Origin of the sequence: Caballeronia sp. AZ7_KS35 (assembly GCF_023631045.1) — a bacterium.
Taxonomy (GTDB): domain Bacteria; phylum Pseudomonadota; class Gammaproteobacteria; order Burkholderiales; family Burkholderiaceae; genus Caballeronia; species Caballeronia zhejiangensis.
The window spans coordinates 213,024-226,455 of the sequence record NZ_JALQDV010000048.1; the positions used below are offsets into that span (position 1 = coordinate 213,024).

Genomic DNA, 13,432 nt, shown 5'->3' on the forward strand with positions numbered 1-13,432 from the left:
CGAGCCCAAAATTCTAGCCCGGCAATTCACGAGGAAGCTGACTGTATTCCGCCTGTTTCGATCTCGGCACCACTGACTTTTTGTCGAGTAATCATGTCACTCATCCGAGGCGACAATAGATGCGTCGGCACTTGTGCGCCACGCAGGCGCTCGCCCGTTTCGCAGTCGAGACGCATCAGCGTCACAGCACAATCGCAAGGGGTCAAACGATGCTCACCTGCTTCGCAGTAAGCCATACCGATGACGACCAGCTCGTTCAATCCGCCGAGCATGAGATTCTTCAGGCGATTGCCGACGAAGCCGAAGTAAGTTTCGAGCCGGGCTTTGCGGGCAAGAGCTACCTGGACGTTCCGACCAATGCGGACGCACGCGAGGCAATGACTGCACGCCTGGAACAGAACGATATGTCCTTCAGCGTGGTTACGCGCATCGCTTATTAGGCGTGGATCACGAAGCGGGATGCGATCGCGGACATTCCGTCGACGCGCTGAACGTTCGTCTTGCGATGTGGCCCAGCACGCGCTCACGTGCGCAACGACCTCAACCCCGCACGCACTTCCCCGGCGAACAGGTCCGGCTGTTCCCACGCCGCGAAGTGTCCGCCCTTGTCGAGCCGGTTGTACCAGATGAGGTTGTGATAAGCGCGCTCCGTCCAGCTTCGCGGCGCCTGATAGTTCTCGCGCGGGAACACGCTCACGGCCGCGGGAACCGATACGTCGGCGGCCGCAAGGAAGTTGAAGTGCGATTCCCAGTAGAAGCGCGCGGACGAGACACCCGTGTTCGTCAGCCAGTAGAGCGTGATGTCGTCGAGAATGTCGTCTCGCGTCATCGCCCCTGATGATTCGCCGTTGACGTCGCGCCCGAACACCGCCGAAGTCAGCGCCGCCGCAGGCTGCACGTAGCCGTCGCCATGATCGAGCAGCCATGCGGCAAGACCTGTCGGCGAATCCGCGATGCCGTAGAGCGTTTGCGGGCGCGTGCCCATTTCCAGCGCGTACGCCCGGCGTTTTCTTGCGGCGCTGGCAAGCTGCTCGTACGCGTGCTTTTCTTCATCGTTGAGGCCCGCAGGTGGCGGATCGCCTGCCTGCAGCGCTTTGGCGATATCGGCGGGAACGGTCGCCGGGAAGTTGACGTGAATGCCGAGCAACTCGGGCGGCGCCTGCTTGCCCATCACGTTGGCGACCACGCCGCCGAGGTCGCCGCCTTGCGCCGCGAACTTGTCGTATCCGAGCCGCTTCATGAGCGTGACCCACGCGCGTGCGGTGCGCTCGGGTCCCCAGCCGGTCGCCGTCGGCTTGCCCGAGAAGCCATAGCCCGGCAGCGACGGGATCACCAGATGAAACGCATCCGACGCACTCGCGCCGTGTGCCGTGGGATTGGTCAGCGGATCGATGATCTTGAATTGCTCGATCACCGATCCGGGCCATCCGTGCGTGACGATGAGCGGCATCGCGTTCTCGTGCTTCGAGCGAACGTGGATGAAGTGGATGTCCAGCCCGTCGATCTCGGTGATGAAATTCGGATAGCCGTTCAGTTTCGCCTCGCACTTGCGCCAGTCGTAGTCCGTGGACCAGTGGCGCGCGAGTTCCTGCATCATCGCGAGCGGCACGCCTTGCGATTCGTCGGAAACGGTCTCGCGCTCGGGCCAGCGCGTTGCCTTGATGCGGCGGCGCAGATCGGTGAGTTGCGCTTCGGGAACATGCACGCGAAGCGGACGAATCGCTTCCTTGTCGTTATTCGCGGTCTTCGCGACTGAGACGATCGATGAGTTCGGTTCAGCAAACGCGAGCTTGTTCAGCGATGCCGCTGCGATACCGGCCGCCGCAACCTCGACGAAGCGGCGGCGCGACGGCGACTTGGGAAGCGTCTTGTTATATGACATGAGAACTCCTGATGAAGGCGAAGCTATTTCGGCGGCCGACTCCGTCACGCGAACTGCGCTTCGAATACGATCGTTCGGCTCGGATCGCGTTGCATACGTAATACGTCGAATCCCGCTGCTGGCGCGGCTCACTGCTGCGCGATGGACGTATTGAAGCGCGCCGACGTATCCCGTGCGTGTCGAAATCGAGGCGTTGTGTAATCGCGCGTATCCGCCGCCGCCGCCGATACGTTGCGATACAAGGTGGCGGCAGTCGTCGACTTGGTTGAGCGTGTCAGCTCTCCGGGTCGTACCCGAACTCGCGGAGTTCCTGCGCACAGCGGCAGGCTTTGGCGATGTCAGCGGCCCATTGGACGGCCGCTTCGCGCGATGGAAGTTCCAGCACACAGAAGCCGCCGTCGAACTCTTTCGTCTGCGGATACGTCCCGTTCGTGACGGTGCCGTCGGCGGCGACCATCAGCGGCGTCACGTTCCCATTGATACCGCCGCCGAACACATAGACGCCCGCTTCCTTCGCCTCTCTGATGACCGCGCGTGCCGCTTCGCCGACCGCGTCGATGTCTTCATCGGAGACGTTCATCGCCGATGCAGGGAAGGAGATTAGGTACTTCGTCATCGTTCGATCCTCCGGGTGTGAGTCGGCCTCCCGCGTCGAAAGGCCACTGGAACGGCGCGAAAAAAGAATAAAAATCGCATCGAAAGATTACTAGGCTTTCAATCGGGCCGAGCGAACGCGTCTTACCTAAGGGGCCGATAAAAACGCGCGCTGCAAGGTAAGCGGACGATCTTCGCAATGCGGCCCTCAAAAAACCGTTGCGCCCATTCTGACGAAGAACGCGAATCATGGGCGCCGTATCACGGCGCGTCCCTTCGATCGAGGCTGTATTTCTTCGGCATCCCGATCACTGCGAGCTGACCTGATAGCGCGCAGACGACGAGCGTGTTCAACACGCGCTTCCTGAAGACCCCTTACTCAATGGCCTTCCAGGAAATCCCTATCTCTTCAAAGGAGGTTGAAATGGCCGGTGATATCAACATTCGTGAACGTGTCGTGATCTTGCCCGAGACAGGCGCATTCGCCGAGGCGCGGCGTCATCCCGAATCCACATCGAGCCGCCGTGTCGTGCATGTCTACGGTTCGCGCGTGATCGTGATGGAGGAATCGGCGGAACCCGCCGCAAAGGCGCTGGCGTACGAATCGCTGCAGGCATCCGCGATGGTGGTCGACTCGCTGTCGGCGACGGAGCAGTTGGGCTACAACGCGTTCGCCTTGCGCGAATCGAGCGCGTATCGGACCGCGAAGTCATCGCGTCCGCGCGAGGGCGAATCGTGGGATTCCAGCGAGGAAATGCATTATTCGTGTACGCCGCCCGAAGACTCCAGGGAGCGCGCCGAAAGGGCGATGGCGCAGGCGGGCGCGCCGACGAGCCAGCGTCTGACCGGCTCGGTCGCGGTGGGAATCGTGATCGTGGAAGGACCGAACGACAATCTCAAGTTTTCGCAGGACGAGCGTACGAAGGTCGTCGCCGAAGTGCAGAACGGACTGAGCTGGCTGGCGACGCAAAACCCGGAAGGCTTGACCTTCAAGTACGACATCAAGATCGTCGCGGTGGAGGTGCAGCCCGGCGCGGACACGCTGACTTTCGATGAAAAAGAGACGCTGTGGCGCGATCCCGCGATGACGCAGCTCGGCTACGGCACGGGCATGGGCGCGGTGACGGCGTACATCGAAAAGCTGCGCACCGATCTCGGCACCGACTGGACGTATTGCGGCTTCTTCACCAAGTATCCGCTCGGGCATTTTGCTTATGCGTCGATCGGCGGCCCGCGTCTCGTGATGAACTACGACAACGATGGATGGGGCCCCGACAACATCGACCGCGTATTCGCGCACGAAAGCGGGCACATTTTCGGCGCGCCGGACGAATACGCGGCGAGCGGCTGCAACTGCGGCGGATCGTGGGGCGTGTACTTCAAACCGAACGCCAACTGCGCGAATTGCGCGCCAGCGGGCGGCGTCGATTGTCTGATGAAGGGCAACACCTGGAACATGTGCGTGCACACGCCGTTCCATCTCGGCTTTCCGCTCGTTACACAGACCTACACCGGCGTATGGCGGCAGGGCAACGACGCGCACTATCTGTGGGTCAACGCATCGTGGAACAGTTTCGTCGCGAAATGGCAGCAACTCGCGGAGCAGAGTCTGCGTCTCGCCGATCTCAAGATCACGCGCGAGAACGGTTCCGAGCGATTCCACGGCGTCTGGCGCGAGGGCACGGGCGGCTATTACCTTTGGGTCAACGCGAATCAGGCGGACTTCATCACCAAATGGCAGGAGCTGGGCGCCCAGGGGTTGAGGCTCGTCGATCTCGAAGTGCAGAACGTCAACGGCACGCTGCTGTATTCGGGCGTCTGGCTGCCCGGCGACGATGGCTACTATCTCTGGATCAACGCCGACTGGAACAGCTTTGTCGCGAAGTGGCAGCAGCTCGCGGATCAGAACCTTCGTCTCATCGATCTCAAGATCGTCGATGTGGGCAACGAGCAGCGCTTCTTCGGCGTGTGGCGGCAGGGCACGGGCGGTCATTATCTCTGGGTCAATGCGGACTGGAACAACTTCGTCGCGAAGTGGCAGGAGCTCGCCCAGCAGAATCTGCGTCTCGTCGATATCGAGATCACGCAGTCCGCGCAAGGTCAGCGCTTCTCGGGCGTCTGGCTGCCCGGCGCGGATGCGTACTACCTGTGGTCCGGCGCCGACTGGCAGCACTTCGTCGCGAAATGGGAAGAGGTATCGGCGCAAGGCATGCGGCTCGTCGATCTCGACGTAGTGCCGGGCTCCGGCGCGCAGAGTCCGACGCCATCATCGGTCGCGGCTTCTTACGGCGGCATGGCGAGCGCATCGGCATCGGCGTTCGATTCTTACGAGGATGGCAAGGGCGGTCCCGGCGCAGCCACGCTGGCAGGGGAAGCGGGCTATGGAATGGGGAGCGTGAACGGCGAGGGCACGGCGGTATCGGCCCCGGATTCGGGCAGGCTCGCGGGCGTCGGCGGCGGTTCGTCGAACGGCGGCGGCCTCGCGTCGACTTCGACCGCGACCCGCACCCCTACCGCCGGCGGCGGCAACGCGTTCGGCGGCGGATACTTCGGCGGCAGTCCGCAACCCGGCGATGCGCCCGCGCCGCAACCGGAACTCACGATGGAAGCACTCGGAGGCGGATCGGTTTCCTGAGCGCGATGGGGTAGGGGTCCACGCGGCCGATGCGTCACCGCTTCGGATCGGGCGGTTGCATCGGCGGCGTGTCCCAGTCGAGCTGATCGCCACGGCGCGTCTTGACCTGGCCGAGCCGCGACATCCATGCATCGACGAAAAGCGCTTCCGTATCGTCGAGCCCGTTCGACTGCTTCACCGACGATTCCGCGTGCGTCAGCACGCTGGCGACGCCGTGCATCGACGCGATGCGTGGAACGGCCGAAGCATCCGCGGTGCTCACGTAGACGCGGTTCGAGATGGATTGCGTCGGCGGGGCGGCGCGCATGACGGCATCGCGCTCGGCGGCCGATATGGATAACTGGAGAATGACGAGGACTTCGACCATGACACGTTGCTCCCGCGCGCGATGCGCGTAGCCAAGTGTAGGGCGGGTCGCATCCGGTCGCAACGCAGCGGCATGGATACTCGCGATGCTGCCCGACGAACTTATGGGCTGTGATGGCGGATTTTGTCCGCAAAGATGACGCGTAATGCTCTTTCCTGTGCGGTTGACGGGGCATTATGATGATTGCACGTTCAATCATCGAGGCCAAAAATGACCGCCGACCAACGCCGTTCCGCTCTCGTCATCATCGACGTTCAGGAATCGTTTCGCCACATGCCCGACTGGTCCGACACGGATCTGCCGGCTTTCAAGGAAGCCGTACTGCGCCTCGACCGCGGCGCGCGCGAAGCCGGCGTTCCGGTGGTTCATATCTTCCATGTCGGCAAGGCCGGACCGTTCAAGAAGGAATCGGGCTTCGTGAAGCCGCTGGACTGGTTGCCCGCTTCGCCCGATGTCGTCTTCGAGAAACACACGCACAACGCGTTCACCGATACCGGCCTGGACCTGTGGCTGCGCCGGCGCCAGATCGATCATCTGGTGATCGCGGGCATCCGCACCGAACAGTGCTGCGAGACGACGACGCGAGTCGCCTCGGACATCGGCTATGCCGTCGACTACGTGACCGAGGCTACCCTCACGTTTCCGATGACTCACGCCATCAGCGGCCGCGTCTACTCGACGTCCGAGATCAAGGCGCATACGGAACTCGTGCTGCAGGGACGCTTCGCGCGCATCGCCACAACCGACGACGCGCTCGCTGCGTGGCGCACGGCAAAAGCTGCATGATTCCGCCGATATCCGTATGGTTCGTGCTGACGCCGCCCGTGCTGATGCTCGACTATGCCGGCCCGGCCGAGGCGATGCGAATGGCGGCCGAAGCCGGCGGGCCTTTCGCGCTGCATCACTGCGGCCCGCTCGAGCGCGCGGCGACGTCGCTCGGCACTTTCATCGACGGTATCGAACCGTTGCCCGACAGGCTGCCGCGGAACAGTCTCGTCATGGTCGTCGGCAGCACGGAGTCGCCGGAGCCGGGCGCGAACGCGCCGTTCGATACGGTCGCGCAGTGGCTTCGATGCGCCCCGGCCGAAGACACGCGCATCGCCAGCATCTGTTCCGGCGCGCTCCTGCTTGCGCGCGCGGGGCTGCTTGCGGGACGGCGCTGCACCACGCACTTCGGACTCGTCGATGAACTCGCGCGCGCGGAACCGACGGCGCGCGTGCAATACGACTGCCTGTTCGTCGATGACGGCGACGTGCTGACGAGCGCCGGAATCACCGCGGGTATCGACCTGTCGCTGTATCTGATCGAGCACTATGCGGGAGCCGAGCGCGCCGCCGATATCGCACGCCGTCAGGTGGTCTATCAGCGCCGTGCAGGCGACGACGTGCAGCTTTCGCCGTGGCTTGCGCATCGGAATCACATGCATCCGGCGGTGCATCGCGCGCAGGATGCCATCGCGCAAAACCCTGCGCGCGACTGGAGCGTCGCCGAACTCGCGCGTGCCGCGCATGTGAGCCAGCGGCATCTGAGCCGCCTGTTTGCGGAGCACGCGGGCGTCACCGTACTGGAGTATCAGCAGAGTCTGCGGGTGGCGAGCGCGCAGCGCTTGCTCGCGCAGTCGGACTACAACATCGAGCGCGTGGCGGAGGAATCCGGTTTCGCATCCGTCCGGGATTTTCGGCGCGTGTGGCGGCGGTATCACGACGTGTCGCCCGCGCGGTTTCGCAGCGGTTCGGAGCTCGAATCTTCTGTCGACTGAACGCATCGGAACCCGCCGCCGGGCATATCTCGCCGCTTCCCGTCTGCCGTTTTGCCGCCGTCCACAGTCGGAATCTGGCAAGCATGGAGCCGGGGCTGCACCTCGACTATCGCGTCGTCTACCGCAGGGGCCGCCCCGGCATCGCATTTCACGATGGTGCCTTGCCGAAATAGCACGTACAACGCTGTGCGTCTGGCGCATGATGCTCTCACAACACCGACCCGCCGAGCGTACGCAAGCGTTCGCAAACGGCGCATTCACGGAGTGAGACGAAGCGATGCAACTCGAACAAGGAGCGGGTCGCCCGCGCACGCTTTACGACAAGATCTGGGACCGTCACCGGGTCATGTCGCGTGACGACGGACAGGATCTGTTGTTCATCGACCGCCATTTCATTCACGACGTCACCGCGCAGTCCTTCGATCTGTTGCGTCAGCGCGGCCTGACGCCACGCTCCCCCGAGCGCATCTTCGGCACGGCGGATCACTACGTTTCCAGCGTCGCAAACGACCTGTCCGCGGTTGCCGACCCGGAGCGGCGCGGCATGATTCAGGCGCTTCAGCGCGACGCCGCCGAGTCTCGGATCACGCTGTTCGACATGGACGATTCCCGTCGCGGCATCGTGCACGTGGTCGGGCCCGAGCAAGGGTTGAGCTTGCCCGGCATGACCGTCGTCTGCGCCGACAGCCACACATCCACACATGGGGCGATGGGCGCGCTTGCTTTCGGAATCGGCGCGACCGAGGTGGCTCACGTGCTCGCCACGCAATGCCTGTGGCAACGCAAGTCGGGCAACATGCGCGTCACACTCGATGGCAGGCCGGGCACGGGCGTCACCGCCAAGGACCTGATTCTCGCCGTGATCGCCCGGATCGGCGTGGCCGGCGCCGTGGGCCACGTCATCGAGTACGCGGGCTCCGCGATCTCCGGCCTGTCGATGGAAGGCCGGCTGACGCTCTGCAACATGACCATCGAAGCTGGCGGGCGAGCAGGCATGATCGCACCGGACGAAACCACGTTCGCGTACATCGCGGGGCGTCCCTACGCACCCGATGGCGATGCGTGGGACCGCGCGATGTCGCAATGGCGCGACTTGTTCACCGATCCCGGCGCGCCCTTCGATCGGGAAATACACATCGACGTCTCCGACATCGCCCCGATGGTCACGTGGGGCACGACGCCCGAATACGCCTGCGGCATCGACGGACGCGTTCCCGATCCCGCGCGACAAGCCGACCCGGATCGACGCGCGGCGATGTCGAAAGCGCTGAACTACATGGGGTTGCCTCCGAACGCGGCGCTGGAAGGCGTGGCGATCGACAGGGTGTTCATCGGATCGTGCACGAACGGCCGCATCGAGGATTTGCGCAGCGCGGCGGAGGTGGCGCGCGGCCGCCGCATCGCATCTCGCGTCGAGGCGTGGGTCGTGCCGGGCTCGCACGAGGTACGGGCTCAGGCCGAGGCGGAAGGACTGGACCGCGTGTTCAAGGAAGCCGGTTTTCAGTGGCGTTATCCCGGCTGCTCGATGTGCCTTGCAACCAACGGCGATATCGCCGCGCCCGGGCAGCGTTGCGCTTCCACTTCGAATCGCAATTTCGTGGGCCGTCAGGGACCTGGGGTGCGCACGCATCTGATGAGTCCGGCCATGGCTGCTGCCGCTGCCGTGACAGGGCGTCTGACCGATGTGCGCCGTCTCCTGGGAGCATGAAATGGAAAGCCTGATTCACCTCGATGCGGTCGCCGTCCCGATCGCCGGCATCGATTGCGACACGGACCAGATCCTGCCCGCGCGCTTCCTGCAAAAACCCCGCTCCGACGATTTCGGCCAGTTCCTCTTTCGTGCGCTGCGCTTCGGTCCGGATGGCGCCGAGAAGCCTGAGTTCGTGCTCAACCAGGCGTCGTTTCGCGAGGCGCGCATCGTGGTGGCGAACCACAACTTCGGTTGCGGCTCTTCGCGGGAGCACGCGGTCTGGGCGCTGTATGACTACGGAATCCGGGCGGTGATCGCCCCGAGCTTCGGCGATATCTTCTTCATCAACTGCCTGAAGAACGGGCTGCTTCCGATCGTGCTGCCGGAGAGCGTCGTGCTTCCGCTCCTGGAAAGCCTCGGCAGCAGGGCAGTCAGCCGGATCTCCATCGACGTGCCCGCGCAGACCGTGACGTTACCCGATGGCGCTTCGCATCCTTTCGATATGGAGCCCTTCGCGAAGGAATGCCTGCTGCGCGGCATGGACGAGATCGATTACACGCTTTCGCATCGAGACCGCATCGATGCATTCGAGCGCAATCGTGCCGATGCCTATTGAGGCGCGCGCTTTCCAAAACGACCTGGAGGAGTTCAGATGAAGATTGCAGTCATGCCCGGTGATGGCATCGGTCCGGAAGTAGTGGCGCAGGCGCTCAAGGTGCTGCAAGTCGTGGCGCCCCATGCAGAGACCCAGGAGGCGCATATCGGCGAGGCCGGCATCCGGGCGCACGGCGTGCCCCTTCCGCAGCCCACGCTCGACGTGGCGCGCAAGGCCGACGCCATCCTGTTCGGTGCGGTAGGCGTCGCGGACGAAGCAGGGATACCCCGCGAGCGTCGTCCCGGAACGGGTCTCCTGCAGTTGCGCGAAGCGCTCACGCTGTACGCGAACTTCCGTCCGGCCTATATGTTCCCGGAACTGATCGGCGCTTCGACCTTGCGGCCGGAAGTCGTCGATGGACTCGACATCGTGATCGTTCGCGAGCTGAACGGCGATGCCTATTTCGGTCAGCCGCGCGGCTTCGAGACCAACGAGGCAGGCGAGCGCGTCGGCTTCAACACGATGCGCTATTCGGAATCGGAAGTCGAACGCGTCGCGCACGCGGCTTTCCGCGCCGCTCGTCGACGTCACCACAAGCTGTGCTCGGTGGACAAGGCGAACGTGCTGGAGGCGAGTCAATTGTGGCGCGAAACTGTCACGCGCGTCGGGCGGGACTATCCGGACGTCGAACTGAGCCATCTCTTCGTCGACGCCGCCGCCATGATGCTGATGCGCCGGCCCAAGCAGTTCGATGTCATCGTCACGGGTAACTTGTTCGGCGATATTCTGTCGGACGCCGCGGCCATGCTGACCGGATCGATCGGCATGCTGCCGTCGGCTTCGCTGGGCTACGACCGCAAAGGGCTGTACGAGCCCGTGCATGGGTCGGCGCCGGACATTGCAGGCAAGGACATCGCCAATCCGCTTGCTGCCATCCTGTCGCTCGCGATGATGCTGCGCGAGAGCTTCGAGATGGAAGACGCCGCCGAGCGCGTCGAACAGGCCGTGCGGGCCGTGCTGTCCGCCGGCTACAGAACCGCCGATATCCATCAGGAAGGTACGCAAAGCGTCGGCACCCGTGACATGGGCGATGCAGTGGTCGAAGCCTTGCAGAAAGAAGTCGTTTAGGGCGGATCGCGGCCTGGACCGGCTGGCAGCGCGGCGTCACGATCACGCAAGGCCAGCCTTGCAGGGCAGTTTTCGCACCCACATCCCTTGAAAGGGAGGAGACAACCATGAAGCTGAAACTCGCAGTTGCACTGTGCGCAGCCGTGGGACTCGTTTGCGCATCGGCCACGGCAGTGGCGAAGGACACGCCTGAGAAGCCCGAGCTGCACATCGCGGCGGCGTCGACGGGCATCACCTACCTGCCGATGCTCGTCGCCAAGCAGCGCGGCTATTTCAAGGACGAGGGGCTCGACGTAACCATCGCCGCATTCTCGGGCGGCTCGAAGACGCTGGAGGCCTTGTTGGGCGGCAGCTCCGATATGGTGGCGGGCGCGTACTCGAACACGATCACCATGGCGACGAAGGGTCAGCACCTCGTCGTGGTGGCCGCACAAGTGATTTGCCCGGGATGGATCTTCGGCGTATCGCAGAAACACGAGACCGACGTCAAGTCGCCCAAGGATTTGAAGGGCATGCGAATCGGCGTGAGCGCGCCAGGCTCCAGCACGCACATGGCGGTCAACTACATCCTGCACAAGGCGGGGCTGCAGCCTTCGGACGTATCGATCATCGGGGTGGGGCAGGCGGCCGGCGCCGTTGCGGCGGTGCGTGCGGGGCAAATCGATGCGCTTATCGTCAACGATCCCAGTGCCACGATCCTGACGAAAGACGGCAGCCTGAGACCGCTCGAGAACATGCGTACGGCGGACGGCAACGTGAAGGTGTTCGGGGCGGACTATCCCGAGTCGAGCGTATTCGCGACGCAGGACTTCATCGACAAGAATCCGAAGACGGTTCAGGCAGTCGCCAATGCGATCGTGCGCGCGGAAAAGTGGATCGCCACGGCGACGCCGCAACAGGTCGCCGACAACGTGCCGCCGCAGTTTCTGGGCGACAACAAGGCGCTCTACGCCGAGGCCTTCACGAACAGCCGACGCTGCATCGCGCAGAACGGGGAAATCACGGCCAAGGGCGCCCAAACGGTGCATGAAGTGCTTGCGGCCTTCGACCCGGCGGTGGCCTCGGCCAAGATCGACCTCGCCACGACCTACGACAATCGATTTGTCAGAAAGGCGGCAGAGGTCCAGCCATGAGCACCGCCGCGTATAGCGTCCCGCTCGACAGCGGACCGGCGGAAGCGCGTGAAGCGTTACGCTTCGACAACGTGACCTGCACTTTTGCCGGCAACGGCAAGAGAGCGCAGACCTACACCGCGGTTTCCGGCGGAAGCCTGACGATACGAGACGGCGAGTTCGTCTCGATCGTCGGTCCTACGGGTTGCGGCAAGTCGACACTGTTGAACGTCGCCGCCGGGCTTACCCGGCCTTCGTCGGGCAGCCTGAGCGTGTTCGGCAAGAAACTGACTCACGGTCTCAACACGCAGGCCGCCTACCTGTTCCAGGTCGATGCGCTCATGCCGTGGAAGACCGCCGAAGAGAACATTGCCATCGGCCTGATCTTTCGCGGGATGCCGCGCGAGGAAGCCTTGAGCGTCGCCCGCGGCTGGCTCGAGCGAGTAGGGCTGCAAGGTCATGGGAAGAAATATCCGCATCAGATGTCGGGCGGCATGCGCAAGCGGGCCGGTCTCGCGCAAGCCCTGGCGCTCAATCCCCGCATCATTCTGATGGACGAACCGTTCAGCGCGCTCGATATCCAGACCCGTCATCTGATGGAAAACGAGCTGTTACGGCTGTGGTCGAACGACCGCAAGTCCGTGATGTTCGTGACTCACGATCTCGAAGAGGCGATCTCGCTTTCCGACCGGGTCATCGTGCTATCGGCGGGACCGGGTACACGACCTATCGCTGAGTTCGAGATCGATCTCGAGCGGCCGCGCGAGATGTCGGAGATCCGCATGACGCAGCGTTTCCTTCAACTGCACACCCAGATATGGGACGTGCTTAGAGGCGAGGTTCTGAAAAGCTATGCGCGCAATCGAGTTTAGTCCAGGCAATCGCTTCACCGTTCTGGCGACGCGGCTCGCAATCCTGCTCGGCGTCCTGTTCATCTGGTGGCTCGGCACGTATCAGAAATGGCTGTCGCCGTTCTTCTTCGGCGATCCGGTAGGCGTGGCGCGTCGCATCGTCGCGTGGTTCGTCACGGGCTCGGTGTTTCGCCATCTGTACACGACGCTGCTCGAAACGATGCTTGCGTTCGCAATCGGCACGGTTCTGGGTTTGGGATGCGGTCTCTGGCTTGCCCTTAGCCCGTTTCTGGCGGTCGTGTTCGATCCGTTCATCAAAGCGATGAACTCCATGCCGCGCCTGATTTTCGCGCCGATTTTCGCGCTTTGGTTCGGGCTGGGCATCTGGTCGAAAGTCGCCTTGGGCGTGACGCTCGTCTTCTTCGTGGTCTTTTTCAACGTGTTCCAGGGTGTGCGCGAAGTGAGTCCGACCGTGCTCTCCAATACGCGGATGCTCGGGGCGAACTCGCGTCAACTGATGAGGCATGTGTATCTGCCATCGGCGACGAGCTGGGTGTTTTCGAGCCTGCACAACGCGATCGGCATCGCGTTCGTCGGCAGCGTGGTGGGCGAGTATCTGGGCTCGGAGAAAGGCGTTGGCTATCTGATTCTGCTGGCCGAAGGCGTGTTCGATATCAACTCGGTCATCGCGGGGATCCTGGTGCTGACCGTGTTCGCGCTAGTGCTCGATACGGCCGTATCGATGATCGAAGACTATCTGCTGCGCTGGCGCCCCGTGGCCGGACAGACCGTTGCCGCCAGCGCGTGAATGCGCGATC

At 63.4% G+C, this 13,432-nt stretch carries 13 protein-coding genes; 10 read left to right on the forward strand and 3 right to left on the reverse strand.

The features are described from left to right. The first annotated feature begins 209 nt into the window (after window positions 1-209). The gene (locus tag NCT05_RS30525; RefSeq protein WP_144403629.1) at window positions 210-440 is read left to right on the forward strand and encodes a hypothetical protein; all 231 of its coding nucleotides are present in this window, start codon (window positions 210-212) and stop codon (window positions 438-440) included. 83 nt (window positions 441-523) lie between these two features. Here NCT05_RS30525 and NCT05_RS30530 read toward each other — a convergent pair whose 3' ends face one another. Beyond that, entirely contained in the window at window positions 524-1,882 is a 1,359-nt protein-coding gene (locus NCT05_RS30530; protein WP_250441428.1) for an epoxide hydrolase family protein, read from the reverse strand. Window positions 1,883-2,156: 274 nt separating this feature from the next. Further along, window positions 2,157-2,498: a YciI family protein gene (locus NCT05_RS30535; protein ID WP_250457010.1), complete on the reverse strand. Its 342-nt coding sequence runs from the start codon at window positions 2,496-2,498 to the stop codon at window positions 2,157-2,159. A 402-nt stretch (window positions 2,499-2,900) separates the two neighbouring features. On the opposite strand from NCT05_RS30535, the gene NCT05_RS36875 reads away from it, so the two are divergent. Then, entirely contained in the window at window positions 2,901-5,111 is a 2,211-nt protein-coding gene (locus NCT05_RS36875) for a zinc metalloprotease (protein ID WP_284507590.1), read from the forward strand. A 34-nt stretch (window positions 5,112-5,145) separates the two neighbouring features. On the opposite strand, the gene NCT05_RS30545 is transcribed toward NCT05_RS36875, so the two are convergent. Next, window positions 5,146-5,478 (reverse strand): hypothetical protein, encoded by a 333-nt coding sequence (locus tag NCT05_RS30545; protein ID WP_008346602.1) that lies wholly within the window; start codon window positions 5,476-5,478, stop codon window positions 5,146-5,148. 210 nt (window positions 5,479-5,688) lie between these two features. Between NCT05_RS30545 and NCT05_RS30550 the strand changes: the two genes are divergently transcribed. The 8 genes from NCT05_RS30550 to NCT05_RS30585 all read left to right on the forward strand — a co-directional run bounded on the left by NCT05_RS30550 (window position 5,689) and on the right by NCT05_RS30585 (window position 13,422). Beyond that, the gene (locus tag NCT05_RS30550; RefSeq protein ID WP_034470174.1) at window positions 5,689-6,264 is read left to right on the forward strand and encodes an isochorismatase family protein; all 576 of its coding nucleotides are present in this window, start codon (window positions 5,689-5,691) and stop codon (window positions 6,262-6,264) included. After that, entirely contained in the window at window positions 6,261-7,238 is a 978-nt protein-coding gene (locus NCT05_RS30555; protein WP_250441430.1) for a GlxA family transcriptional regulator, read from the forward strand. The genes NCT05_RS30550 and NCT05_RS30555 overlap by 4 nt, the downstream gene beginning before the upstream one ends. A gap of 277 nt (window positions 7,239-7,515) precedes the next feature. Further along, complete coding sequence (leuC, locus tag NCT05_RS30560; RefSeq protein WP_250503911.1) at window positions 7,516-8,946, forward strand: 3-isopropylmalate dehydratase large subunit; 1,431 nt, start codon at window positions 7,516-7,518, stop codon at window positions 8,944-8,946. Between the two features lies 1 nt (window position 8,947). After that, window positions 8,948-9,544: a 3-isopropylmalate dehydratase small subunit gene (gene leuD / locus NCT05_RS30565; RefSeq protein ID WP_250503912.1), complete on the forward strand. Its 597-nt coding sequence runs from the start codon at window positions 8,948-8,950 to the stop codon at window positions 9,542-9,544. A gap of 36 nt (window positions 9,545-9,580) precedes the next feature. Next, window positions 9,581-10,651, forward strand: coding sequence for a 3-isopropylmalate dehydrogenase (leuB, locus tag NCT05_RS30570; RefSeq protein ID WP_008346610.1), 1,071 nt, complete (start codon window positions 9,581-9,583; stop codon window positions 10,649-10,651). 107 nt (window positions 10,652-10,758) lie between these two features. Next, on the forward strand, window positions 10,759-11,784 hold the full coding sequence (locus tag NCT05_RS30575; RefSeq protein ID WP_008346612.1) for an ABC transporter substrate-binding protein: 1,026 nt from the start codon (window positions 10,759-10,761) through the stop codon (window positions 11,782-11,784). Next, window positions 11,781-12,635 carry an ABC transporter ATP-binding protein gene (locus NCT05_RS30580; RefSeq protein ID WP_008346614.1) on the forward strand — a complete coding sequence of 285 codons (855 nt, stop codon included), beginning with the start codon at window positions 11,781-11,783 and terminating at the stop codon, window positions 12,633-12,635. The genes NCT05_RS30575 and NCT05_RS30580 overlap by 4 nt, the downstream gene beginning before the upstream one ends. Continuing rightward, complete coding sequence (locus NCT05_RS30585; protein WP_250503913.1) at window positions 12,616-13,422, forward strand: ABC transporter permease; 807 nt, start codon at window positions 12,616-12,618, stop codon at window positions 13,420-13,422. Before NCT05_RS30580 ends, NCT05_RS30585 begins: the two co-directional genes overlap by 20 nt. The last annotated feature ends 10 nt before the right edge of the window (window positions 13,423-13,432 follow it).